General features: G+C 65.2%; 24 protein-coding genes and 1 pseudogene. 14 read left to right on the forward strand and 11 right to left on the reverse strand.

Features of this window, described 5'->3' with window-relative positions; genetic code table 11:
• The first annotated feature begins 122 nt into the window (after positions 1-122).
• From ACQB60_RS34185 to ACQB60_RS34205, 5 genes are all read left to right on the forward strand, one after another.
• Entirely contained in the window at positions 123-611 is a 489-nt protein-coding gene (locus ACQB60_RS34185; protein WP_496929993.1) for an ATP-binding protein, read from the forward strand.
• Between the two features lie 89 nt (positions 612-700).
• Positions 701-919: a hypothetical protein gene (locus ACQB60_RS34190; protein WP_496929994.1), complete on the forward strand. Its 219-nt coding sequence runs from the start codon at positions 701-703 to the stop codon at positions 917-919.
• Positions 906-1,316 carry a type II toxin-antitoxin system VapC family toxin gene (locus ACQB60_RS34195; RefSeq protein ID WP_496929995.1) on the forward strand — a complete coding sequence of 137 codons (411 nt, stop codon included), beginning with the start codon at positions 906-908 and terminating at the stop codon, positions 1,314-1,316. The genes ACQB60_RS34190 and ACQB60_RS34195 overlap by 14 nt, the downstream gene beginning before the upstream one ends.
• A gap of 1,248 nt (positions 1,317-2,564) precedes the next feature.
• Positions 2,565-2,714, forward strand: coding sequence for a helix-turn-helix domain-containing protein (locus ACQB60_RS34200; protein WP_496929996.1), 150 nt, complete (start codon positions 2,565-2,567; stop codon positions 2,712-2,714).
• A gap of 28 nt (positions 2,715-2,742) precedes the next feature.
• Positions 2,743-3,969, forward strand: coding sequence for a tyrosine-type recombinase/integrase (locus tag ACQB60_RS34205; protein ID WP_496929997.1), 1,227 nt, complete (start codon positions 2,743-2,745; stop codon positions 3,967-3,969).
• A 547-nt stretch (positions 3,970-4,516) separates the two neighbouring features.
• On the opposite strand, the gene ACQB60_RS34210 is transcribed toward ACQB60_RS34205, so the two are convergent.
• Both ACQB60_RS34210 and ACQB60_RS34215 read right to left on the reverse strand, forming a co-directional pair.
• Positions 4,517-4,741, reverse strand: coding sequence for a hypothetical protein (locus ACQB60_RS34210; protein ID WP_496929998.1), 225 nt, complete (start codon positions 4,739-4,741; stop codon positions 4,517-4,519).
• A 50-nt stretch (positions 4,742-4,791) separates the two neighbouring features.
• Positions 4,792-5,301, reverse strand: coding sequence for a GtrA family protein (locus ACQB60_RS34215; protein ID WP_496929999.1), 510 nt, complete (start codon positions 5,299-5,301; stop codon positions 4,792-4,794).
• A 524-nt stretch (positions 5,302-5,825) separates the two neighbouring features.
• Between ACQB60_RS34215 and ACQB60_RS34220 the strand changes: the two genes are divergently transcribed.
• From ACQB60_RS34220 to ACQB60_RS34240, 5 genes and pseudogenes are all read left to right on the forward strand, one after another.
• Positions 5,826-5,960 carry a keywimysin-related RiPP gene (locus ACQB60_RS34220; protein ID WP_496930000.1) on the forward strand — a complete coding sequence of 45 codons (135 nt, stop codon included), beginning with the start codon at positions 5,826-5,828 and terminating at the stop codon, positions 5,958-5,960.
• A 5-nt stretch (positions 5,961-5,965) separates the two neighbouring features.
• Complete coding sequence (locus ACQB60_RS34225; RefSeq protein ID WP_496930001.1) at positions 5,966-7,801, forward strand: asparagine synthase-related protein; 1,836 nt, start codon at positions 5,966-5,968, stop codon at positions 7,799-7,801.
• Position 7,802: 1 nt separating this feature from the next.
• Positions 7,803-8,039, forward strand: a complete 237-nt coding sequence (locus tag ACQB60_RS34230; protein WP_496930002.1) for a lasso peptide biosynthesis PqqD family chaperone — start codon at positions 7,803-7,805, stop codon at positions 8,037-8,039.
• Positions 8,036-8,473, forward strand: coding sequence for a lasso peptide biosynthesis B2 protein (locus ACQB60_RS34235; protein ID WP_496930003.1), 438 nt, complete (start codon positions 8,036-8,038; stop codon positions 8,471-8,473). Before ACQB60_RS34230 ends, ACQB60_RS34235 begins: the two co-directional genes overlap by 4 nt.
• A gap of 250 nt (positions 8,474-8,723) precedes the next feature.
• Positions 8,724-9,164: pseudogene (locus tag ACQB60_RS34240) on the forward strand (transposase family protein); the annotation flags it as partial.
• A gap of 173 nt (positions 9,165-9,337) precedes the next feature.
• Here ACQB60_RS34240 and ACQB60_RS34245 read toward each other — a convergent pair.
• The 3 genes from ACQB60_RS34245 to ACQB60_RS34255 all read right to left on the reverse strand — a co-directional run bounded on the left by ACQB60_RS34245 (position 9,338) and on the right by ACQB60_RS34255 (position 11,207).
• Complete coding sequence (locus ACQB60_RS34245) at positions 9,338-9,703, reverse strand: peptidase inhibitor family I36 protein (protein ID WP_496930004.1); 366 nt, start codon at positions 9,701-9,703, stop codon at positions 9,338-9,340.
• A 159-nt stretch (positions 9,704-9,862) separates the two neighbouring features.
• On the reverse strand, positions 9,863-10,660 hold the full coding sequence (locus ACQB60_RS34250) for a hypothetical protein (RefSeq protein WP_496930005.1): 798 nt from the start codon (positions 10,658-10,660) through the stop codon (positions 9,863-9,865).
• Positions 10,661-10,805: 145 nt separating this feature from the next.
• Positions 10,806-11,207 (reverse strand): peptidase inhibitor family I36 protein, encoded by a 402-nt coding sequence (locus ACQB60_RS34255; protein ID WP_496930006.1) that lies wholly within the window; start codon positions 11,205-11,207, stop codon positions 10,806-10,808.
• Positions 11,208-11,840: 633 nt separating this feature from the next.
• Here ACQB60_RS34255 and ACQB60_RS34260 point away from each other — a divergent pair.
• Both ACQB60_RS34260 and ACQB60_RS34265 read left to right on the forward strand, forming a co-directional pair.
• Positions 11,841-12,158 carry a hypothetical protein gene (locus ACQB60_RS34260; RefSeq protein WP_496930007.1) on the forward strand — a complete coding sequence of 106 codons (318 nt, stop codon included), beginning with the start codon at positions 11,841-11,843 and terminating at the stop codon, positions 12,156-12,158.
• Positions 12,159-12,188: 30 nt separating this feature from the next.
• On the forward strand, positions 12,189-13,826 hold the full coding sequence (locus ACQB60_RS34265) for an nSTAND1 domain-containing NTPase (protein WP_496930008.1): 1,638 nt from the start codon (positions 12,189-12,191) through the stop codon (positions 13,824-13,826).
• On the opposite strand, the gene ACQB60_RS34270 is transcribed toward ACQB60_RS34265, so the two are convergent.
• Positions 13,798-15,234, reverse strand: a complete 1,437-nt coding sequence (locus ACQB60_RS34270) for a glycosyltransferase family 39 protein (RefSeq protein WP_496930009.1) — start codon at positions 15,232-15,234, stop codon at positions 13,798-13,800. The two genes, ACQB60_RS34265 and ACQB60_RS34270, sit on opposite strands and share 29 nt — an antisense overlap.
• Positions 15,235-15,775: 541 nt before the next feature.
• On the opposite strand from ACQB60_RS34270, the gene ACQB60_RS34275 reads away from it, so the two are divergent.
• Positions 15,776-17,089 (forward strand): glycosyltransferase family 39 protein, encoded by a 1,314-nt coding sequence (locus tag ACQB60_RS34275; RefSeq protein WP_496930010.1) that lies wholly within the window; start codon positions 15,776-15,778, stop codon positions 17,087-17,089.
• A gap of 626 nt (positions 17,090-17,715) precedes the next feature.
• Here the strand turns inward: ACQB60_RS34275 and ACQB60_RS34280 are convergent.
• From ACQB60_RS34280 to ACQB60_RS34295, 4 genes are all read right to left on the reverse strand, one after another.
• Positions 17,716-17,901, reverse strand: coding sequence for a hypothetical protein (locus ACQB60_RS34280; protein WP_496930011.1), 186 nt, complete (start codon positions 17,899-17,901; stop codon positions 17,716-17,718).
• Between the two features lie 262 nt (positions 17,902-18,163).
• Positions 18,164-19,075 carry an NsdA family TPR-like regulatory protein gene (locus ACQB60_RS34285; RefSeq protein WP_496930012.1) on the reverse strand — a complete coding sequence of 304 codons (912 nt, stop codon included), beginning with the start codon at positions 19,073-19,075 and terminating at the stop codon, positions 18,164-18,166.
• A gap of 53 nt (positions 19,076-19,128) precedes the next feature.
• Positions 19,129-20,364: an MFS transporter gene (locus ACQB60_RS34290; RefSeq protein WP_496930013.1), complete on the reverse strand. Its 1,236-nt coding sequence runs from the start codon at positions 20,362-20,364 to the stop codon at positions 19,129-19,131.
• A gap of 97 nt (positions 20,365-20,461) precedes the next feature.
• Complete coding sequence (locus ACQB60_RS34295) at positions 20,462-21,124, reverse strand: malonic semialdehyde reductase (RefSeq protein WP_496930014.1); 663 nt, start codon at positions 21,122-21,124, stop codon at positions 20,462-20,464.
• A 137-nt stretch (positions 21,125-21,261) separates the two neighbouring features.
• Here ACQB60_RS34295 and ACQB60_RS34300 point away from each other — a divergent pair, with 137 nt between their 5' ends.
• The gene (locus tag ACQB60_RS34300; RefSeq protein WP_496930015.1) at positions 21,262-21,768 is read left to right on the forward strand and encodes a MarR family winged helix-turn-helix transcriptional regulator; all 507 of its coding nucleotides are present in this window, start codon (positions 21,262-21,264) and stop codon (positions 21,766-21,768) included.
• Between the two features lie 28 nt (positions 21,769-21,796).
• Here ACQB60_RS34300 and ACQB60_RS34305 read toward each other — a convergent pair whose 3' ends face one another.
• The gene (locus tag ACQB60_RS34305; RefSeq protein ID WP_496930016.1) at positions 21,797-22,813 is read right to left on the reverse strand and encodes an SMP-30/gluconolactonase/LRE family protein; all 1,017 of its coding nucleotides are present in this window, start codon (positions 22,811-22,813) and stop codon (positions 21,797-21,799) included.
• Positions 22,814-22,845 lie beyond the last annotated feature (32 nt).

The raw sequence follows: 22,845 nt of genomic DNA on the forward strand, positions 1-22,845 counted from the left end.
CCTTCGATTCAGGCGCCTCGCCCAGAAGCACCCCGCTCGACGGAGCGACCTGGTCACTGGGCCCCGGCTGACGCGGTCCGCTCGGCCGACATCCCAACTCGCCTACTCGAAGGGAGACTTCCATGACCACCGTATCCCCGCTTTCGGGCGGCCCCGCCCTGTTCCCGGGCGCGTACACCCTCCAACTCCCCCATGACCCCCGCGCCCCCGGCATCGCCCGCGCCCTGCTCCGCCTGGTCCTCGAAGCGCACGGCAGGACCGAACTTGTCGAGGCCGCCGAGCTGTTGGGTTCGGAGCTGCTGACCAACGCGCATCTGCACACCTCCGGCCCGTACGCTCTGCGCCTGGGTCCCGGTGCCGCCGACCCGGGGCGGGTTCGCGTGGCGGTCTGGGACGGTGACCCGGAGATCCCGGCGGGGTTCGAGCGGGGAGGGGCGCGCGCGGATGCGTGTGCGGAGGGCGGGCGCGGGCTGTTTCTGGTCCGGGCCTACGCGGATGACTGGGGCGCGTACACGTTCCCGGACGGGCAGGGCGGGAAGCTGCTGTGGGCCGAGTGCGGGGACGCGGACCGGCGGGGCCGCGGCGCGTGGAGCGGGCCCGTCCTGGGCTGAAGGTCGCGGCCGTAGGGCGCCCGGCCCGGGCCGGTGGCTTGGTCGGCGGCGCTATCGTGGATGTGTTCCGCGCAGGAAGGGGCCAGGTCATGACGTCGGCGTATGACTACAGCGATCTGCACGAGCTCATCGACCGTCTGGAGCCGGAGCAGGCCGAAGAGGTACGGCGGCATGCGCTGCGCTTGGTGAAGCCCGCGCCGAGCCGGTTCCGGATACTGCGGAGTTTCGACGGCCCGTCGAGCGATCTGGGGGCCCGGGCGAAGGAGATCGTCCGGGAGGAGATCGGCGAGGGCGATGCTGATCGTTGATTCCGGACCGCTGGTCGCTTTCCTCAATCGCAACGATCCGGATCACGAGCGGTGCGCCGATCTGATGGAGTCGTACGACGGTGAGCTGCTCGTCACGCCGTACGTGCTGACCGAGTGCTGCTACCTGGTAGGGAAGTATGTCGGGGCTGAGGCGGAGGTCAATCTGGTCGAGTCCGTCGCCGGCGGCGATCTGACGCAGGTGTTTCCCGACGGCCAGGACATGGCGAGGATCGCGCAGCTGGTCCGCCGCTATCGGGACTTTCCGCTGGGGATCGCGGATGCTTCGGTGATCGCGACGGCGGAGCGTCTGAAGGCGGCGGAGGTGGCCACCTTGGATCACCGGCATTTCCGGGCCGTCACGCCGTCCCATGTCCCAGGGCTCACGTTGTTGCCCTGAGTGGTTTCGGTGCCGACCGCGTCCGTGGCCACCGATGTGCGCAGTTCACGGCGGCAGCGAGCCACTGCCGAGCCAGTGGAAGTGCGCGATGGCGTTCGCCCTGTCGTTTCCCCCGTCGCTTCTGGTGTCGTTTCCGGTGTCGCGCTTGGAAACGACACCCCAACGACGCCTGGATTCAAGGGTGTTCGCAGGTCATAGAGGGTGTCAGCGCCGAGCCAGTGAGGGCGACTGTATATCGGGTGCAGGTATGCATTCCGATCTACGTGAATCACGGGCCGGGCCCGTTGTGTTGACGCGGTCGGCGCATGGCTGACGCCCCCCGTCGGCAGGCACCTCGCTGCGGCCGTCTACGGGCATGCTGGGCCGCGTGCGGGGCTGTCGCCGTCTGCGCAGTGCCAGCCCGGCAGGGTGTCGGATTTGGCCCTGTCGTCGCGACCAACGGCTTCGGCCAATCGTGGCGATCGGTGTCCGCCGATCGGAACGGTGGCACGGGCATGGTGAGCGGCATCCGGACAGATCCAGATCGACGGTGGGCAGGCCGGATCGGCGGGTCTCGAAGCTCCCGCTGCCCGACCGATCGGTCCGGGGACACGGTTGCGGGGCAGCGGGCCTTGTCGTAGAGGCTGAGCCCGCCTGCCGGAGGTCTTGCCCGTGGGCTTGCGAGCGAGGCGGAGAAGGACAGTCCGCTTGGCCTGCGCGCCGCCCTGCCCCCGCTCCCGTCACGGTCGTCCCGCCCGTCGTCCCGCTTGGAAGGGAGCACCCGCCGCTCCACTTCTTCCCAGCTCACGGCCCGATCTGCCACGAGAATCGAGGCCAGCCTGCATATCGGTGGATGAACCTTCTCCGATCTGCTGTGGTTGGCGGCGCGGCCGTGGGCATGTGCGGCGGCGAGTGATCGTTTGGCACGATCCGGCGCCTCTTTCTCCATAGAAGGTATGACCCGAAAACTCATGCATGCCTCTCGCCGAGCCGCCTCGTGTCTGCCCGCATGGTCCACCTCGCTGCGGAGGGGACGTGACGATGCCGCGTAACAGCCGCCCCGTCGGCGACGGTCCGGGCGAACCTGCGCCTGCGCTTGACAGCACCGGTACCGGGGAGCGTCCATGGTCCACCCGCGGACCGGCAGCTGCTACCCCGCCGCCACCCACCCTGCCCCCTACCAACTCCCGGAAAGGAAAAGGCGGTCGCCCCCGCTCCACCACGGAGTGTGGACGCACCGCCCCGGACGGAAGGGACCGGCTGCTGACCGTGGAAGAGGTCGCGGCGTGGCTGCGGGTCAGCCAGGTCACCGTCAGGAACAAGTACCGCCTGTGGGGCATCAATCCCCAGAAGATCGGACGCCTCCTGCGGTTCCGCGAACGCGACATCACCCGCTACCTCGACGAGCACTACGGCTGACGGCCGGCGCGTTTCCGCACCGACCGACGTGGAGGAGGACGACAGAGCGGTGGCCACCGTCTACCAGCGCTGCAAGAGCGACAAACGCAACCCCAACTACCCCTGCACGAAGGACCGTTGCGGGCATCCGTGGACTGTCCGCTATCGCGAACCCGGCACCACGCGGGCCGAACGCCAGCCGAGTTTCGAGAAGAAGACCCAGGCCGAAGCGTTCGCCTCGGGCCTGGAACGCGACAAGTACGAGGGCTTCTACCTCGACCCCAAGCGCGGCGACGTCCTCTTGCGTGAGTACGCCGTCGACTGGCTGGCCCGCCAGGTCGTATCCGAGGGCACCTGGCGCAACTACGAGAGCTTTCTACGCATCCATCTCCTGCCCGTCCTGGGAGACAAGACGGTCATCGCCATCCAGGCCAAGGACATCGAGACCTTCGTCGCCGTCGTCAGCAAGAAACTCGCCGCCAGCACGGTCTGCGACCGCATGAAGATGGTGAGCGCCATCTTCAAGACCGCGGTCAAGGAGAAGCGGCGCCGTGACGATCCCACTGACGGAATCAAGCTGCCGCGCACCGGATCGCACGCGGTCGACGAGGACGAGATCCCCTACCTGCACGAGGTGGATCTCATCGCCAAGCAGATCTCCCCCCAGTACCGGCTCACGATCTACCTGCAGGCCGGTGCCGGGCTGCGGATCAGCGAGACGCTGGCGTTCTCCGCCGACTGCCACCGCGACGGGTTCGTCCGCATCCGTCGCCAGGTCAGCGCCAAGGCCCACCGCGAGGACTGTTTCACCCGGTTCATCCCGCTCAAGCACCGCGCCGAGGGCGAGTACCGGGATGTCCCCACCTCCGCCTTCCTCGCCGACGAGATCGACACCCACCTACGAGAGTGGGGCACCCGCACCGCGGGCGGAATCGAGGTGCTCTTCGCTCCCCGCGAGCGCGGCAAGTCCACCATGCCCACCGCCAACACCTACGCCTACCACTTCCGCAAGGCCCTCACGGACGCGGGCATCGTCAAGCCGGACGGCAAGCCGAAGTACACCCCGCACGGGCTGCGGCACTTCTTCGCCTCCACCGCTCTGGCCCACGGCATCCCGATCCACGAGGTGTCCCGCTGGCTCGGCCACACATCCATCAAGACCACCGTGGATGTGTACGGCCACCTCGTCCCCGCCTCCTGGGACCGCTGCCGCACCATCATGCAGAACGCCCTACGGCCGGGCAGCATCGAAAAGCCATCCGGCCACCGGGAATAGCTCCTGCACTCCCGTCGCCGTCAAGGGCGGGCCGTAGTCCAGGGCAGTGGACGTCAATTCGCGCGCCACATAAGGGTCTTGGCTTGCGTGTCCTGGGGAGCGAATCCGATTATGGCGGGCCGGTCGCCCCTGGTGAGTAGGTGGACGGTGCAGAGGGGCAGGGTAGATGTCGGCTTGAGCTGGGTGTTGGGCACGGGCCCTGGCACTGGTCGATGCCCTGGCCTTCGGTGCCGGTGGAGAAGTCGAAGAGCGGTGTCGGTTGCACAACGTGGCTGGCGGCAGTGACCATTCCTACGCCGTCGCAGAAAGGAGCGTTTCCTTACCGATGTCGCGGTACTGGAGGGTCACGTAATAGGGCACCAGATTCTTCTGATCGCCACTCAGCTCGATCTTGTTCAGGTCCGCCAGTCTCCCGGCCCGCACGCACTTGGGCGTGACACGGATCGGAACGTCGCCGTGGGTGGTGATGTCTTTAAGGGAAGTGACGGTCCGGCCCCGCAGGCAGGAGCACGCCCGCGTTGTCTTCGCCCTTGCCGTCGCCGACCTTTCACAGGAGAGTGAGGGAGCCGTCTTCGGTGCAGGCGAGTGTGGCGGGTTCGCCCTTGGGTAGCAGCAGGTGCTGGCATGCCGTCGCCGTGCCGCCGACCTCACGCTGTCCTACAACTCCGGTGCCGTGGAAGGAAATGTCAACAGGATCATCGCCGACAGCGAAGCGGCTAATGGACGTCTTCGACGAGCCGCTGCTGCTCATGGACGATGCCGCGTTCTTCATCGTCGTCGATTTCCCGCTGCCTCGACCAAGTCACCCCGCGCCCCGAACCGTCAATCCCGTGTGCATACGTTGGCGTTGCGCTTGCCTCGAAGGTCGTTCTCATCCCCTGTCGTTCGGGGGATGGGTGGCGCGGAAAATACCACGGTGCGGTAAGTGCTGAATCGGAACAAGGTTGCAAGGGTGAGGCCGATCACGTTCTTGGCGACGTTGTCCGCAAGGGCCGAGGTGTAGCCGAACCCGTAGTGTGAGATCGCCAGTACGCCGTTCTGTATAGCCATGCCGATACCACTAAATAGAAAGAAGAGGGTGGCTTCGCGGGTGCGTCGGCTCTTGTCGTGGTGGCGATAAGTCCAGTGTCGATTTCCTAGGTAGGTAGCACCCATCGCAACTGCGGTGGCGATTAGGCCAGAACGAACTGGTTGAAGGTGCAGTAAATGCAGGCACAGGTTGAACACCGCGGTGTCGACTAGCCACCCAAGTGCTCCAACTACACCGAACTTTGTGACCTCTTTGCCTGTAGAGCTCCACTGTCGGTCATAGGTTCGCAATCCGTTCTTCATTACGCCATGCCTGTCTGTCACCGATCGCTTCCGGGAGGCAGCAATGGTAGCTGCATCTAGCAGAGCAGTCTGGCTCTTCTGAGGTCGATTCGTGACGTGTGGCTGCTGCGCCACTCCGCACAGGAGGATTTTGAGCCACTGGTCGAGGGTTACGTGGCCGAAACCTTCTATTGGTGCAGGCTGAGCCCGTTTGTGTCGGTAGTTGATGCTTCCTTTTGAGGGCCGGCATCGCCATGGATGGTCGAGCACTCCATGGAAGCTGCATGAATCAAGCCGCAGTGCGATGTGGCTTGTAATCGGCAGGGTGGATCCCTTGTATCTCTTCCTCCCGTGCATGGAATGCCTGCGACCTTGCCTTTGTTCTGATGAACCGAAGCTAGGGGCCACTGGGAGGCTGGCGCATTATGGCAAGCCCGAGTTGCGCCATCTAGTCCGGAACCGATCCTTCTAGTTAGGGGCAGAGTCACTCCTGTGCATACGCTCGGCATGATCATCCCTGCTAGACGAAAAAGTAGGAGGTTGTCATGGAAGAGCAGGCACCGAAGGAGTTCTCCGTGGTGTACGAACCCCCGGCGCTCGTGGAAGTCGGAGACTTCTCTGAGGACACCCTGGGCTTCGGCACCAAGAGCTTTGACAGCTACGGCAAGAACATCTTCTAAAGCTGATGCCTGAACTCACTGGTTTTGTCGTACTGCCAGACGGTGCCGCTGATCGATCCATCCTCGAGACTCTTCCTTTCGAGGCGTTACACGTGATCTCGCACAAGTCCGGTCGCGCGTGGATCGTTAGCAACCTCTCGCCTGACGAGATCGTTACGGCAGAGGCAGGATCGGTGCAGGTGGTGGTGATCGGGTTCTGCCCGGTCACCACCGACCGGCTGACCTCGCTGGTCAAAAAGGTCCATTCGATACCGGAATTGGATGGACTTGCACAAGCGCTGCCGGGCAGCTTCCACCTGGTAGCTTCGATCAACGGCCAAGTGCGGGTTCAGGGCAGCTTGACCGGAGTACGTCGCGTCTTTCATACCCGTCACCAGGGCATGCCGATCGCCAGTGACCGAGCCGACGTGCTCGCTGCAGCCACAGGGGCCGGCGTAAACGAACAGGTGCTTGCCGCCCAGGTGGTTTGTGGAGCCATGTTGCCGCCACCATTGAGCGAAGCAAGTATGTGGACCGACGTCTCGACAACGCCTGCGGATCACTACTTGCTTTTGAACTCTGACCAGGTGCGAGCGGTCCGCAGATGGCGACCTCCAGAACCGCGGATGTCACTCAACGAAGGTGCTGCGGCCCTGCGTGAGGCGCTGATCTCCTCGATGGATAGTCGGCATCCAGGCGAAGGACGCCTCAGCGCGGACTTGTCTGGAGGCATGGATTCAACGTCACTCTGTTTCCTTGCCGCTAGGAGCACCCCAGAGCTGCTCACCTTTCGATGGGGTGAAGCCGAGACAGGTAACGATGACGCGATATTCGCTGCCCATGCGGCGAATACTCTGCCGCAGGCTGAACATCTCGTCGTACCACAGGGCGAGCTTCCGGCGGTCTTCGCTGATCCATCCATGGAGGCTGATACGGAGCAGCCCTACCTGTTTAGTCGCACACTAGCCCGTACTTACTACACCGCCCGTCTGTTGGCCGAACGAGGCTCGCAGCAGCATCTGGCAGGGCACGGCGCCGACGAACTCTTCCATAGGTTCCCTGGCTATCTTCACCCCCTGCTACGTCGCCACCCCATTACCGCGATTCGACATGTGCGTGGGCACCGGGCGCTGAGCCGTTGGCCGCTCGCAGCTACAGCCACGGCGCTGGCTCGCAATGATGGCATTGCGACATGGTGGAGGGAGCAAGCTGACCAACTGACCGATCCATCCCCGCCGTACCGCTTCCCGCCACTAGGCTGGGGATTTGCCCCTCTGCGTGCACCACAGTGGGCAACTCCGGACGCGATCGATGTGGCACGTGAAGCGCTGCGCCACACTGCCGAACATGTCCAGCCGTTCTCCAGGAATCGTGGACAGCACCAGTTTCTAGTCGCGCTGCGCAGCACCGGGTCGGCATACGGGCAGTTGGCACGCATATTTGCATCAACTGGTATCCACCTGCGCATGCCTTACCTGGATGACCAAGTAGTGGAAACAGCCCTGTCGGTTCGACTACACGAGCGTGCCACACCGTGGCAGTACAAGCCGCTACTGGCCGAGGCTATGCGCGGATTGGTTCCACCCGCTGTACTGAACCGGTCCACTAAGGGAGAATTTAGCGAGGACGTGCGTATCGGGTGGCGGCGTGCGCTACCCTTACTGATCGAAATATTCGGCGAGTCCGAATTGGTCAAGCAAGGGCTAGTGAACTCTGAATCACTACGCAGAATACTTCTGACTCCACAGCCAGACTCCACCAGGGATTCTGAGATTGAGCATCTGCTGGGATGTGAGACCTGGTTCCGTTCAGCACGTCGACTTCCCTTGAGGAGGCAAGATGCCGGTTCGTCTACATCCTGACGTGGCAACCACCGATACCGATGACGCTACCGTGCTACTTCACCAGCGCACCGGGCGTTACTGGCAGCTCAACGCCACTGGTTCCTATGTGCTGCGCCAGCTACTCGCCGGCCAAACCATTGATCAGATCGCCATCGGAGTCGCTGACCGGTATCACATCACCCATGAGGAGGCGCGCAACGATGTCACACGAGTAGTCAATCAACTGAATTCTGCGCGGCTGCTGGAAGCGTCATGAGTCTGCCCGTTGCATTGTCGGCGCGACGTAAACTACCTCCTCATCGGCGTCTAGTTCCGTATATTGCCGTGGGAGTCGCCAGATTACTGTCGCTGGCTCGCCCAGGGCGCCTTCGGGTTATTCTTGAATTCGCTCGGCGTGGTGCTGTACCTGCAACTTATGAACAGGCTCGAGCAGCTCGGCAGGCAGTGGTATCGGTAAGCTTGCGGTGTTCCGGTCAGGCTTGTTTGCAACGCTCCATTGCCGCCGCCTTGCTTTGCCGTATGAGGGGGACCTGGCCGACTTGGTGCACCGGTGTGCGCACGACTCCGTTCGCTGCCCACGCTTGGATTGAGGCGGAAGGCCAGTTGGTTGACGAAGATTACCCAGTAGGGCACTATCGTCCCCTTCTGGTGATTGAACCTCCGTCATCCTGCACACCAGGGGCGAAGTGACATGTTGGCGAGGGCATGCTTCGCCTCGCCTCTGTGTCAGTTCAGCTGCCATCCGCCTCGTTCGGGCTTGGGCGGCCCCGCTCGGTGTAGCGCGCGGCCGTCCGCCGCGGTTGGGATCTCCCCGCCCGGTCGGAGCACGGTGTTGGGGTCGACGAGCGAGCTCTCGGACGCGGGGCCCTGCTAAAGGTTGTCCTGTAACGGCTGGTCACGGGTGAGATGATCTTGGCGTGGCTGGTGTGATCACGGCGTCGGCGCCCTGGTGCCCACCCGCGACCGCTCGATCGCCGAGCAGTCGAAGAACTACCGCTACTCCACAGCTCACCAGGTGGTGATGGTCGCCGACAGCCGCCTGGCCGTGTTGGTCGGTCGACCGTTGCCCAGCAACCGGCACGACTCCCGCGGCTGGGAGGAGTCCGGAGTCAAGGACTCGGTCGGCCACGCCATGGCCATAGCGGACGGTGGCTACCAGGGCACCGGACTGGTCATCCCGCACCGCCGGACGAAGGGTGAGGAACTTCTGGTCTGGAAGGAGCAACACAACTGTTCCCGCAAGCGAGTTCACGCCCGCGTCGAGCACACCTCCGCCCGCACGAAGGGTTGGAAGTTCCTCTGCGACTGCCGCGTGAAAGGCGCCAGCGTCCGCCACACCATGCTCGGCATCGCCCGCCTGCACAATCTCGCCCTCAACGGATACCCGAGTCGGTCGCGCTCCGGTCGTCCTCACCCGTGTCGACTCCAAGATCACTTACGGAACAACCTTGAGGCGAAGGGCCACTCGTCACGACAAACCCGGCTATGTCTTCCTCGACACCGCCACAGTGGTAGCCGTCATCATCTGGCTTCGTGCACGATTCCCGGGTGCTCCTAAAGGAACTTGATCGAGCTTATGTTGTTTCCCTCGATCTCCCCGTCCTGCTGGCCGGGACCCACAGCGATGGACGGGCCGGTGTAGCCCTTGCCTGTATAGAGGACAATCCTGCGGGACGAGGTGTTCTTCAAGGAGCTGATGCTGTCACTGACAGACCCGGTGCCATCGTTCCAACTGTTGTCCTCAAGGTTGCTGTCACTGCCGGTGAAGGTGTACCAACCTCCCCTGAATCCAGCGTCCTTGTAGACCGTGAGTGCGCCCGCGCGAGCGTCCGCATGAGCAGGGGAAGGCACCGCAAGTGTGACGACTGATAGCGCGCTGATCAAGACTGCACCAGCGAGTAAGTGAATTTTGCATCGCATGTGCCTTCTCCCAGGCTTGGAAGATATCGTGGACGGTATTGAACGATTGTAACGGCGTGAGCCGGCGACAATTTATGGGACCTTCCCAGGAATCAAAGGCGAAAGGCGCGTCCTCCACTCCGCCCTGACGTCAATCCTAGCTACGCAGAGTCTAGCAAACTACCGGTAACCGGGCTTTAGTGTCAGTCGCGCGTTGTTCAAGTACCGATCCTTGGAAGACTTCAGGTCGGCAAAGTATGTGCGGTGTTTTTGGATATATGCCTTCTGGATCTTTGCTTCCTCTGTCGACCATGCGGCGATGAGATGCGACTGGTCTTTGCACCGTACGTCAGCGATCGCGGTTTTGATCTCCTTATGCGAAGGGCGCCTGGTATTGCTCCACGCCTTGTCGCTGATGGCCGAAGTGGGATTTCCGTAATGGAATCCCCGATCTTTCATGCAACTCCGCCACTGGCGAAGAGATTTCTGGACCGCCGGTGCCTTCTGTGACTGCGCGAGCCCTTGAGCGCTGAGTGAGTTGAGCTGCCTTAGGTCCGGCTTCGTTCCATCCCAAAGAAGGTCATCCGCCTTCTTGTTGCATCCCGTCTTGGGATTGTTCGCTGCTTGGAACTGCCGCGGAGTCAGCTCCGCGTCCCTCCTCTCCTCCATACGGGCCCCCACGTTCGGGCTGAGGAGTTCCGGAGTGGCGTGGTACCCAAGCCTTCTTGCGACATCGATCTCGATCAGACCGTAACGGCGTCGATTCCACATGTTCGGCAGGTCGGTCGGGCGCTTGACTGATCGCCATGCGAGCCCTTGCTCCTTCATGCAGTCGCGCACCATCAGATCGAGTGCGTTCGACGTCATCGCGTACTCAGCGTTGGAAAATATATAGTCGTCGAGCGGCAGAACGAGTTTCTGCACTTCATCGCTCGGCGGCGGGGCCGTTACACCGGCAGACGAGGGCGCATTCGACACGGGCCTTTCCCGACCCGAACCTGCACACCCACTCATCAAGAGCAACAATGCAGCGACCGATACTGCCCGCCTGATCACACATCCTCCAGGCATCGACGAAGACGACGGTGCCGGCGCCTGAGGGCTCCGGCACCGTCATGGTTGATCAGCGGAATAAGACGCAGCTCGCCTTGTTGTCGAAGTTGTTGTTGCTGAAGTCCTTGTCGTTTGAGTGGCGAAGTGCTACATAGACCGAACCACTGCAGGTGGAGCCCGGGTTCTGGAAGAGGGCGACGTCGCGGCCGGTTTTGTTGGTCATCGAACTGGCTTCGTCCTCCATGATGTGCGAGGTGCCGGTCCAGAAGTTGTTGCCGAGGTCGTGGTCACTGTTTCCGGAGGCGAAGCCCTTGTGGTCGCCGCCGTAATTGTCGTTGCCGTAGAGCGTGAAGTAGGTGGCCTGCGCCCCCGTCTCGCCGCTTGCGTCGGCGTTCGCTCCCGCGGCTGCCCCCAACAGGCCGGCGGTAGACAGAACGGCGACCCCGAAAGAATAGGCCAGCTTGCGCTTCATTTGCTCTTCCCCTTCGATCGACTTTCAACTTCCTCTGCTGTTGCAGTCGGCAGATTCCGTGACTTCAGTGACTTCTGAGATCACAGTCGCGCCGTGCGGTAGTTGATTCAACACACAGCTACGAGGGAGGTCAACATCAATGGGAATTGGAATTTGCCATTCCGGGGTGTGTGGGAGAAGCCTGACCGAGAATAGTTGGTTCCTCGAAAGGGGATATGGAAGGCTGTGAATCCGGTCTGGACCTGCTGGAACCTCCCGAAGAGGAGCGGTCGGTCGATGGTGCTCACGATCGGTGGGTGATCGGATCAAGTCATATGGTGAAACTGCCCGACCGTAAGGTGTGTTGGCTCGGCCTGGATGCACCTCGTGAAGGGCGCCTTGTGGGCGGCGAAAGCGAAGGAGGTGCTTGCTGGCCTGCGAAGGTGAGAGTTCCTGCGCACCATCGAGTACGGGTAGCGAAGATGCCCCCTAAGTGCCTCGCCCCTGCCCCGGTGGCCCTTGCTGCGCTCGATGATCTGAACCGGCGGTTTGTCTGGCCGCCCGGCGCTCTCTGCTCTTGCTCGTCCAGGACAAGGTCCGCCCGACCGGCATGACACCGATACGGCCGTCGACGCGAAGTCCAAGCTGTTGGTGATGGCGATGTATGCGGAGACGGGCGACGTCGAGGGCATCGACGCGCTGTGGCACGGCGCCACGTCCAAGGCGTTCATCGGGATGCGGGCACCCTTCTCCTGCGAGCCTTGCCTGGGGCATGCACGTCAACTGGACTCCATCGCGCGGGCGTTCACCGAGGACCTGGGAGCGCTGGAATTTGCTGCCGGACGGCAACTTGGTCGTCTACCTGGACATCGGCTCCAGGAGGAAGGTGGCGCCATGCTGTCCAGATTTCGCCAGCTGCCGTCATGGCTGATGCGTATGATCAGTGAGTCTTCGCACTCAGCCGTGGTCTGACCATCCAGGGTTGTGAGAGGAGGGGTGGGCATGGGCAGGCCAGAGCGGCCCCTGGATCCTGATGCAGGACCGACTCAGCGTTTCGCCCACGCATTGCGGCGGCTCCGGCAGGACGCAGGCAGCCCGACCTACCGGGATTTGTCAACTCGTACAGAGTTCTCGGCACCCACGCTGTCCGCTGCGGCGGCCGGGAGCCGCCTGCCTTCGCCTCAGGTCTTGCGGGCCTACGTCACGGCTCTCGGTGCCGACGCCACGGAATGGGAGAAACGGAGGCAGGAAGCGGCAGAGGAAGAGGCGCTCTTGGCGCTATCCCGCCCTGGCGGCCTCCCGACGCCGTACCTAGGGCTCGCGCGCTACGGAACCGACGATCATGCGCTGTTCTTCGGGCGAGCCGAACTGGTATCCGATCTCATCGACCTAGTCGCACGGCGTAGGCTTTCGGCTCTGGTGGGCGCCTCCGGCAGCGGCAAGTCCTCTCTCATACGCGCGGGACTCGTCCCCGCCCTGCAACAACTGGAACCTGAAGCAGGCCGTCCATCAGCTGTACGCATCTTCAGCCCCGGCGAGCATCCGGCACGCGACCATCGTGAACTATTCAGCGCGCCCGACGCACCTGGTGACTGTATTGTCCTGATCGACCAGTTCGAAGAGCTCTTTACGATCTGTCATGACGCTGCGGAGAGAGCTGAGTTCACCGATCTGCTGCTCACCGCTGTCGCGCCTGAGAACAACGTGCGTGTGGTGCTGGCGATGCGCGCTGACTTCTACGGCCGCTGCGCGGAACACCAAGGACTGGCTGAGGCCCTCAGTCAGGGACATCTCCTGGTCAGTCCGATGTCACGGGAGCAACTGCGGTCGGCCATCGTGAAGCCCGCCGCCGTAGGCCGGCTTGTCGTGGAGCGCTCCCTGACAACACAGATTCTCGACGATGTGTCAGACGTACCTGGCGGCGGCCTTCCTCTCATGTCGCACGCGCTGTTCGAGCTCTGGAAGCGGCGCGACGGGCACATACTGTCCAAAGAGGCTTACGACGCCATTGGCGGTGTTCACGGGGCGCTGGCGCACACAGCCGAGCAATTCTTCGCGGGGTTGACGGATGAACAGGCTTGTCTCGCACGCACCTTGCTGCTGAGGTTGGTTGCGCCGGGCGAAGGTACTCAGGACACAGCCCGCCCGACACCACGTAGCGAGTTAAGCGAGATCGAGGGATCCGCTCCCGTGCTTGAGCTGCTGATCAGTGCACGCATCATCGTCGTCGACGGAGTGAACGTCAGCCTGGCGCATGAGGTGCTGATCTCGGCCTGGCCGCGGTTGCACGGATGGATTGAAGCTGATCGCGATCGATTGCGTATGCGTCGCAGGATCGCGGACGCCACACAGGTGTGGAACGAGCTGAACCGTGACCCCGGAGCTCTGTACCGGGGAGGCCAGCTGGCAGTGGCGCAAGAGATGTTCGCACTGGATGATCACGTGTCCGACGATCTATCTCCTGCGGAGCGGGAGTTCCTGATCGCCAGTGTCGAGGCACACGAGCAGGCGCGCAGGGAAGAGACTCGCAGAGAGCGCACGATGAGAGTGCTTGTCACCGTGGTCGTTCTGTTGTGTATCACCGGTGTCCTGCTCTGGGTGCTGTGGTTCATCAACCCCCAGCCTCGAGAGCACCATTGATTGGGGGCTTCGATCCGCGTCCGCAGTGCCCGGGGCGCGCGTATATCACCAGTTGGGCTCCGTGCAGAGTCTGCGTCCCGCAGTTCTGGAAGTACCTCTTCAAGGTCACTCGCTTCACCGTTTCCTGGGCAATGGAGTCCAGCGGCTGTCCACGAGGGTCAGTCAGCGCCATGATTCGGTCGCTCGCCAGGATGTTCTGGCGGATCTCCTCGGGCGACAGTTCCGTTCCCTCCAAGCTGTGCGCATTCTCAGGGGATCGCTCCAGGGCGAGATCCCGCACGTGGTCGTAGACGCTTGGTGAGGAGAGCAGCCATTCCCGGCGCCGAGCGGGCATGAACAACACGTTGTCTGTCGTCCCGATGTGGTGTCGAACCGCTTCGGCTATCTCTATCACGTCGTCCTTGCGGCTCTCCGGAGAGCGCATGTCCAGCGACCACGGGATCAGGACGGCTCCGGCGACGAGTGCGGTTGCAGCGGCAACTGCGCTGCTCGGCACACGGCGATCCCCAGCCCATCTCAACTGAAGACTGCCGACTAGGACTCGCTCTAGCGACCGCCCCATCAGCAGGGCCAGACCCACCATGCCGTACAGCACATACCGGTCGACGTACCAAGGCTTGATGAGTGACACCACCATCAGCAGCCCTGCCGGAAGCACTACGAGCGGCAGTGCCAGCCGGGTGACGTCCAACGTCCCGTCTTTGGCCAGGAGGGAGGTTCGCGTTCCGTCATTGCGATGGGCGAACAGGGCCATCAGACACGCTGCGATCCCCATTGAGGCCCACAGGATCCATGCGGCCGCACTCGGCCGCCCCAGCCAGCCCAGTTGTCGATCCGCCTGCTGTGAACTCACCACAGCCAGAGGAACAATCATTGCCGCTGCGCCCACACTGGACCAGGCCCAGCGCCGAAGGACAGCCTTGGGTGCCGCACACCACCACAACGTAGCGGCGTGCGCGACCATGGCCAGAGCAGCGAACTCGTGCAGCCAGCAGGCGACGACGAAGATGCCCGCGTAAGCCATCCATGTCCGTGAGCGGTTCTGCTCGACACCCCTTACGAAGAACCAGGTCGCCCACACCACTGCAGCGGTCACCAACGCGTAGGAGCGGCCTTCCTGGGCGTACTGCTGCACCAGGGGAAGCACCGCGAAAGCCACACCGGCCAAGATCCCCACGGATCCTCGGGACAGATGTCGGGCCAGTACCCCTACACCAGCCGCTGCGACGACGGTCGCGACTACGGACGGCATCCTTAGCGCCGCGAGCCCACCGTCCCACGTCCGGAAGACACCGTGCATAAAGAGGTAGTAGAGACCATGCACAGCATCAACGTTGCCGAGTAAGTCCCATAGTTCAGGCAGAGATCGGTGTGCTACCTGGTAGGTGACCGACTCATCGCGCCACATGCTGTGATGCCGGCCGATGTCCCACAAGCCGAGGGCCAGGGCCGTGGCTGCCGGGATGAGGACACTCAGCCACACCGAATCCCAAGCTCGGCCTCGCGTTCCGGTAGGAGGAACGATCCGGTCCCTTGCCCTTGATAGCCGCGAGACGGCTTCTGTGCGCTGAGTGATCACGGCCTCCGGAAGGTCACGGGCGGTTCACGGCACCAGACAGCTTAGGGAGAGTCAACCAGCGGGAGCGTTGGTGCGAAGCCCCGCCCGGTCTCCCATCAAAACCCAGTGCGTTGATTGCCGTCAGGCCGGGTCTGTAGATCAACGCCAGCGTTCCACAAGCTCAAGATCTGGCTTTCACAGCCCTGTTGATCACGCTTGTGGAACGGAGTCAGCCATTACCACCGCACAGATGCCTCGCGCTGAGACCACTATCTCGCGCTCGGCCCCACCACTCCGATCCCCATGGCCGGCCCTGGTGCCGGGAGCCTTCGCGCTCGTATGGGGGTTGATTGGCATCACGCGCCGGGGAACATGGTGGCGGGACGAGGCCGTGACGTACGACATGGGGCAGCGCAGCCTGCCCGACCTGTTACACACCCTGCAGCATGTCGATGCCGTGCACGGCCTCTATTACGTGTTCATGCATGGCGTGTTCGCCGTCTTCGGCGATTCCCTGGTCGTCCTGCGACTGCCCTCGGCACTGGCTATGGCCGCGGCGGCAGCCGGGGTTGGGGCGATCGGCTGTCGCCTTGTCGGGCCCCGCGCCGGCACGGCCGCTGGCATCATCTTCTCTCTGCTTCCCCTCGTGCAGCATTACGCACAGGAAGGACGGTCCTACGCCGTCGTCTGCGCCACCGTCACTTGGGCAACCTGGCTGTTCCTGAAGGCTGTGGAACAGCCCGTTCGGGCCGTGTGGTTCGGGTACACAGCCATGGCACTGCTGGCATGTCTACTACACGAGTTCGCCGTTCTGGCCCTCGTAGCGCACGGCGTCACCCTGCTGTGGTCGCGCGCACCCGTCGCCGTGATCAAAGCGTGGGCATGCGCAGCGATCTGCGTAACAGCATTCCTCGCCCCCCTCGCCCTGTTCAGCATCAGACAGTCTGAACAGGTGAGTTGGATCAGCGGGCCGCAACCCGTGGCGCTGGCCACGTGCGCCCTCGGCGCGCTGCTCGCTCATCCGAAGCTGTCAGGAACCCTTCCGCGCGCCGGGGGTGTGCGCTTACGAGAGCTGGCCTTGCCGCTCCTGCTCCTGCCCTCGACAGCCCTACTGCTCACGACGCCGATCAAACCGCTCTACGTCGACCGATACGTTCTGTACAGCATGGTCGGCCTCGCCCTGCTTGCTGGTGTTGCTCTTGAGCACGTGCTCCGCAGGGCACGATCACATCGCCGTACCGTCCAGCTCGTTCTTTGCGCACTCGTCGCCACTGCGACCGCAGTGCCACTGGGCATCTACGAGCGGACTCCACGCAGCCGCATCGACGACGTGCACGCGATCACGTCCACTGTCGCGTTGTCGGCCTCCCCCGGTGACGGCCTCATCTTCACTCCGGCACGCCGACGCGTGTGGGTCGGCACGAACTCCAGTGCCTTCAGGGGCCTTGACGATCTGGCCCTGAGGGAAGGGCCACGCGGCTCCCGCTCGCTCTATGGGAGGGAGCTGCCCATTGGCACGGTCCGCGCCCGCATGCTCGCCGCCCGCCGCATCGTGGTCCTGAGCGATCCACCGAGTCAGCCGGAGGATAGGTCGCTCAGGGAGGCAACGAAGCGCGAGGTACTACGGAAGCACTTCACCGTCTGTCGGCGCAGCGACATCCATGGAGCCCGCGTCACTGTCTACGCGCGCCCGAACGACTGCTGACGGATCAGGATGAGACAGGTTGCGAGTGGGTCCTCGCCCCAGGCGGAGGTTCTGGCTGTTGACAGTTGTGCTCGTTAAGTTCCTAATTGGTGAGCCATAGGGCGAGCGCCACAATCGTGGCCAGTCCGCTTGAAAGGAGGACTCGGCGAGCAGGTTTCAGACGGTGGGATAGATCTTCCGATCGGCTCTTGCGTACGTCGGGGCTAACGGTCGGCCCTAGGCGGCGGGCAGACTGCGCGAACTGCCCCACAATTCTCGTGCTAAGTCCGAATGCGAGCACCACCCCGCCGATGGCCCAGGCGGACAGAAGCAGAATCACGGTGCTGCGGTTAGCCATCGACCTTCCCCTCGCTTAGGTCTGTGTAGCGGCGGACAACGCAAGGGTACGAGTGTCCCGCCGGGCATGAACGTGACTTCCGGCGAAGCCTGGAGGAAGGACCGCAGATCGCCTGTGTCTGTCTGACGGCGGCGCCAGAACCACTGACCGGCCGCAGGCGCTGTCGCGGAGTAACGTTCACGGGTCACGTCAGTGGACGTGACCCACCATCCGTGCCGTCACGGGGCGAGGTAGGCGATTCAGCCGCCGGACACTGCGGCCTGGACGCGTGAGCCAAGGAGTTTCCTGGTCAGCGCCCCAGAGCGAGGTCGGTGGTCTCGACGCGGTGGGTTGAGAGGTCGTCCAGAATCTGGACCCGTCCAGTCAACTTGGCCTTGAAGGCGTACCTAACCCCGCTCACGCCGAAGCGCTTGCACCCCGGGTCGATATCGATGATCGCCAGGACCTCTGTGCCCCAGCCAGCGACCGCCACCACATCCGGTTGGCTGCGAGGAACTCTACGGTGTCCCCTGGAGAGTGGACACAGGGGTTCATGCTGCGAGTGTGATTCGGGACCGCTGCTCAACGATCACGCGGAGCGCCCTAGGGCCAAGCTCCGGGCAGATCCCCGACAGCCCCGCGGATCCATCGTGAACCGGGGGCATGAACCGGTCGTTCCCGGCGGCTGGATCCTGGCTGGATCTACCCCGGGTCTCCGACGTTTACGCAGGTCAAAACCCTGCCCCCGATGTTCCGGTTCAACGTCTGAGCTCCGTCAGGAGGTACGCCGCCGCGTCCCGCGCCGAAGACGGTGCCGGGGCGCGGTCGCGTATATGGCGGGCCGTGGTGTGCAGGGTTTCTGTTGTGCGGCGGGAGCCGATGTGGGGGATGCGGGGGGCCAGGGTCGTCATCAGGTGTTCCGCGTCGTGCCAGGCGCGGGCGTGGGTCAGCGTGGTCAGGAGCTTGGCCGCGAAGAGGTGGCGGTAGGAGGGGCCGGGGGCCGTGGCCGCCTCGTGGAGGAGGGGGATGGCCTGGTCCCAGCGGTGCAGGCGGGCGTGGATCCAGCCGAGGTGGCCCAGGAGCTCCGGCTCGTCGATCCACCAGGCCCAGGGCGGGTCGTTGTGGGAGACGCCGTCCAGGAAGCGGCTGTGAGCCTGGTGCGTCAGCTTCAACGGGTCGTGGTACGCGCCCAGTTGGGCCTTCGCGTGTGCCTCGCGGAGGAGCGTCAGCGTGGACACCCGGGCGGGGAGCGGGCGGGGGCCCTGGACGCGGGCCGCGGCCGTCAGGGCGGCCGTCGGGTGGCCCGTGTGGGTCAGGAGCATGCTCTCGTTGAGGAGCGTGAGGCGGGCCGTCCAGCGGTCGCCGGAGCGGTCCGCGAGGGTGAGGGAGCGGGCGTTCATCGCGTGCGCCCGGTGGTAGTGGCCCGCGTCGAAGAGGATCCAGCCGATGACCTCGGCCAGCTCCGCGAGGACTGACAGGCTGTCCTTGGACCTTGCCGCGGAGGTCGTGGAAGCCGCTGTGTTCGCGGTGATCGTGGCGCCGGTCTTCAACTCCGGGAATCTGTCCAGCTCTTCGCGTGCCAAGGGCAGTGCCGCACGGGCGCCCTGCTGGGCATCCACCGCCACCAGGCGGCGCACGGCCAGCAGGGCCAAGGAGAGATCGTCGGGCATGGGGCCGAGGGTATGTGCCGTGCTGTGATCGGCGGTGGGCCGTGTCGGGTAGGTCAGCCCAGGACCAGGACCGTCGCGATGCCCGGGCCGAACGCGCCGCCCATCTGGTAGCAGAGGGTGAAGAGGCCGATCGCCGTGGCCCGGGCCCGTTCCGGGGCGCTCGTCGCGGCGTGCACCGACAGGACCGCGTTGGAACCGGTCGAGGTGAACACCGCGACCGCCACCGCGACCAGGAGCAGCGGGCCCCAGCTCGCCACGGTCGCCGTCGCCGCGGCCGCGACCCCGAGGGCCAGGAGCACGGTGCGCACCGTCGCCCGGCTCATCCGCGCCGACCCCGCCGCGAAGAACCAGGAGAGCGCTGCCCCCGCCAGGAGCGCCACCAACTGCCCCGTCCCGACGGCCTCCTTGGACCAGCCCGCACGGTCGGCGAGCAGCCGGGGCGCCGCGAACAGCAGCGTGAAGTACGACGTCGACGCGGCGAGGGCGAGCAGTGCGGAGATGCGGAACGCAGGCGTGCGGAGGAGCTCCAGGGGGACGAAGCCCTCCGGGCGGCGGGCCACGTGGCGGAAGAGGAAGGCGCCGGCGACCGCGGCGGCCCCCGCGGCGTACGCCGGTGTGGTCGGCAGCAGGACCAGTGCCGTGGCGAAGGCCGTCAGCAGCGCGGCGCCCCGGGCGTCGAACCGGCCTTGTGCGGGCGGGACTTCACGTGCGTACCGGTTCACCTTGGCCACCGCGAGGAGGGAGACCGCGGAGACCGCCAGCGCCGCCCGCCAGGAGAGTGCGGCGGTCAGGTGCTGGCCGAGCAGCGGGCCCGCCGCGCCCAGCATCCCGAAGCCCGCGCTGATCACACCCATCCGGCGCGCGCTCCCGGCGAGGCTCATCGCCGAGGTGACCAGGCCCGCGCCTCCGGCCGCCTGCGCCGCGCGCCCGGCGAGGGCGAGCGGCAGCCAGGGGGAGGCCGCCACCAGGACGGTGCCCGTGAGCACCAGGGCGCCGCTCAGCCGCAGCACCGTGCGCAGGCCGCGCCGCCGCAGCAGGCCCGCCATCAGCGGGGTGCCGACGGCCATCGCCCAGGCGAACGCCGTGACCAGCCAGGAGGCCGTCGCGGCGCCGACGCCGAAGGAGCGGGCCATGTCCGGCAGGATCAGCACCGGGGCGTTGGCCCCGGCCGCGATGGGCGTGGCGAGCAACGCCAGCCAGAACACCGGGACTTGGGTCGGGGCCTTCGGCTGCATGGGTGCGGGTGCGGGGGGCGTGGTGCGTGCGGGAGACGTGATGGACGTGGACATGTGGGCAACCCCCCAGGGTGTTACGGCGGCGGTGTGGTGATGGCGGTGGCGATGGCGTGGTGATGGTGGTGGCGGGGCGGTGGCTCCTGTGGCGGGGTCAGAGCGTCGTGACGACCTCGTCGTAGGACAGGCGCGGCAGACGCGGGAACCAGGCGTCGGGGCCGGGGTTGCCGATGTTCACGACCATCAGCGGCTCGTGGTCGCCGTCGAGGAACTCCTTGCGCAGGCCCTCGGCGTCGTACCCCGTCATCGGGCCGGCGGCGAGCCCCGCGGCGCGCACGCCGACGAGGAAGTAGGCGGCCTGGAGCGCGCCGTTGAGGACGCTCACCGGCTCGCGCACGGCCCGCTCGGCGAAGTACTCGTCCTTCAGGCCGGGGGCGTGCGGCACCAACTGCGGGAGTTCCTCGTGGAATTCGTGGTCGGTGGCGAGGATCGCGACGAGCGGGGCGGTGGCGGTCTTGGCCCTGTTTCCCTCGGCCATGTGCGGCAGGAGGCGCTCGCGGGCCTCGGGGGTGCGGATCAGCGTGATGCGCAGCGAGGAGAGGTTGAACGCCGTGGGGCCGTACTTGATGAGGTCGTACACCGCCTGTATGCGCTCCTCGGTCACCGGCTCCGAGGTGAAGGTGTTGGCGGTGCGGGCCTCGCGGAAGAGCAGGTCCTGGGCGCCCGGGTCGAGGGCCAGCGCGGAAGGGGAGGTGGCGGTAGCGGCAGCGGAAGTGGCGGTAGCGGCAGCGGAAGTGGAGGAAGCGGAAGCGGACATGGCGGGGCACCCCTGTTCGTCTCAAAGTTGACAATTTCAACGTTGAGATAAAAGCAGGGTTGGTCCTTCAGCGTCAAGTGTCTTAACGTTGAGAAGGTAGGCACTGGTGAAGTGGTGGATGGGCGGGAGGCGGCGCGATGAGTGACGCGTTGGACGCGATCGTGGGTCAGTGGGAGGCGGAGCGGCCCGAGCTGGCGGACGAGCTGTGGCCCGTGGAGGTGCTCGGCCGTATTCAGCGGATGCACCGGATCATCGAGAAGAGCTTCAAGCAGTTCAGTGCCGAACACGGCCTGGAGCCGGGCGAGTTCGACGTCCTGACCACGCTGCGCCGCTCCGGGCCCCCGTACGCCCTGACGGCGGGCGCCTTCCTTAAGGCGGCCATGGTGACCTCGGGCGCGATCACCAACCGCATCGACCGGATGGAGGCCAAGGGCCTGGTCGAACGGGTGCGGGACGGCGCCGACCGGCGGACCGTGAAGATCCACCTCACCGAGCGGGGCAAGGAGGTCACGGACGTGGTGATGGGGGCGCACCTGCGCAACTACGCCGAGATCCTGAAGTCCCTCGACCGTGAGAGCTGCGACCGTGTCGCCGAGGCGCTCCGCACGCTCCTGGAGGCCCACGGCGACACGTCGATCAGCTGACCCCCGGGGTGGCCGACCCGCCGCTCGCTCAGATGCCGTCGACGTCGGCGACCGTGAACGGAGTCGTCGGCGTCCCCGGACCCATCGGCCCGCCCTTGTCGAACTGCGAGCGCACCACCAGGGCGTGGCCGCCGCTGTGCGCGATGGTCGTCGGGACCTGGAGCGCCGGGTCCGTGACCTCGCGCTCCAGGCGGGCGGTGGTGCCGTCGCCGCCGAGCCGCCAGCGGGCCACCGTGTTGTCGCGGTTCTGCACGACCCAGAGAGTGTGGCCGCGCAGCTCCATGCCGTCGCCGTTCGTGAAGTCGCCGCCGCGCGCGGCGACTTCACGAACGGCCCCGGTGGTGAGGTCGACGCGGTAGAGGTCGCCGCCGGTCATGTCGACGGTGAGCAGGTAGCGGCCCGAGGGGTCGGCGACGATGCCGTTGAGGGTGTACGCGTCGGCCGGGTGCGGGGCGATGGTGGCGCTCAGGTCGTGGCCGACGGTGAGTTCGCCGCGCCTGCCGTGGGCCGACGCGTCCGCCAACTGCCTCGGTGTGACGCGGTAGATGACGGCGCGTGAGCTGTCGGTCAGGTAGGCGGTGCCGTCCGGCGTGATCGCGACGTCGTTCACCATGCGGGGCGCGTCGGCCGGCCCCGGTACGTCGAAGCGGGCGAGCAGGGTGCGGCTGCGGAGGTCGTAGACCGAGACGCCGGACGTGGAGTCGGTCACCCAGAGGCGGCCCGCGCGATCGGCCCGGAGGCCGTTGGCCGTGTTCCGGCCGTCGGTGCCCGCGGGCAGGAAGACCTCGGCGCGGTGGTGGCCGGGGGTGGCCTTGTAGACGGCGCCCGTGGTGTACGAGCCCACGTAGACGTCGCCGGTGCGCGGGTCCGTGGCGATGCCCTCGGGGTAGACGCGGTCGCCGGGCAGTTCGTACGCGGTGGAGACGTGTGCGTGCGGCTGCGCGGCCGTCGCGGTGAACGGGGTGAACGGAGTGAGCGCGGCCAAGGCGGCCAGGGCGGTGAGGGCGGTGCGGGTCAGGGAGCGGCCGATGAGCAGGCGGGACATGGCAGGGCTGCCTCTCGTCTGGTGCATCGTGT

This window comes from Streptomyces odontotermitis (assembly GCF_050510915.1).
Classification (GTDB): Bacteria; Actinomycetota; Actinomycetes; order Streptomycetales; family Streptomycetaceae; genus Streptomyces.

Coding starts and splice junctions, on each gene's coding strand:
- ACQB60_RS34235 (WP_496930003.1), top strand. CDS start 8,036: ATGAGTCTGCCCGTTGCATTGTCGGCGCGACGTAAACTACCTCCTCAT.
- ACQB60_RS34290 (WP_496930013.1), bottom strand. CDS start 20,364: ATGTCCACGTCCATCACGTCTCCCGCACGCACCACGCCCCCCGCACCC.
- ACQB60_RS34285 (WP_496930012.1), bottom strand. CDS start 19,075: ATGCCCGACGATCTCTCCTTGGCCCTGCTGGCCGTGCGCCGCCTGGTG.
- ACQB60_RS34195 (WP_496929995.1), top strand. CDS start 906: ATGCTGATCGTTGATTCCGGACCGCTGGTCGCTTTCCTCAATCGCAAC.
- ACQB60_RS34245 (WP_496930004.1), bottom strand. CDS start 9,703: ATGCGATGCAAAATTCACTTACTCGCTGGTGCAGTCTTGATCAGCGCG.
- ACQB60_RS34190 (WP_496929994.1), top strand. CDS start 701: ATGACGTCGGCGTATGACTACAGCGATCTGCACGAGCTCATCGACCGT.
- ACQB60_RS34220 (WP_496930000.1), top strand. CDS start 5,826: ATGGAAGAGCAGGCACCGAAGGAGTTCTCCGTGGTGTACGAACCCCCG.
- ACQB60_RS34305 (WP_496930016.1), bottom strand. CDS start 22,813: ATGTCCCGCCTGCTCATCGGCCGCTCCCTGACCCGCACCGCCCTCACC.
- ACQB60_RS34255 (WP_496930006.1), bottom strand. CDS start 11,207: ATGAAGCGCAAGCTGGCCTATTCTTTCGGGGTCGCCGTTCTGTCTACC.
- ACQB60_RS34295 (WP_496930014.1), bottom strand. CDS start 21,124: ATGTCCGCTTCCGCTTCCTCCACTTCCGCTGCCGCTACCGCCACTTCC.
- ACQB60_RS34185 (WP_496929993.1), top strand. CDS start 123: ATGACCACCGTATCCCCGCTTTCGGGCGGCCCCGCCCTGTTCCCGGGC.
- ACQB60_RS34270 (WP_496930009.1), bottom strand. CDS start 15,234: ATGTGGCGCGATGAGTCGGTCACCTACCAGGTAGCACACCGATCTCTG.
- ACQB60_RS34300 (WP_496930015.1), top strand. CDS start 21,262: ATGAGTGACGCGTTGGACGCGATCGTGGGTCAGTGGGAGGCGGAGCGG.
- ACQB60_RS34225 (WP_496930001.1), top strand. CDS start 5,966: ATGCCTGAACTCACTGGTTTTGTCGTACTGCCAGACGGTGCCGCTGAT.
- ACQB60_RS34265 (WP_496930008.1), top strand. CDS start 12,189: ATGGGCAGGCCAGAGCGGCCCCTGGATCCTGATGCAGGACCGACTCAG.
- ACQB60_RS34260 (WP_496930007.1), top strand. CDS start 11,841: ATGGCGATGTATGCGGAGACGGGCGACGTCGAGGGCATCGACGCGCTG.
- ACQB60_RS34215 (WP_496929999.1), bottom strand. CDS start 5,301: ATGAAGAACGGATTGCGAACCTATGACCGACAGTGGAGCTCTACAGGC.
- ACQB60_RS34210 (WP_496929998.1), bottom strand. CDS start 4,741: ATGAAGAACGCGGCATCGTCCATGAGCAGCAGCGGCTCGTCGAAGACG.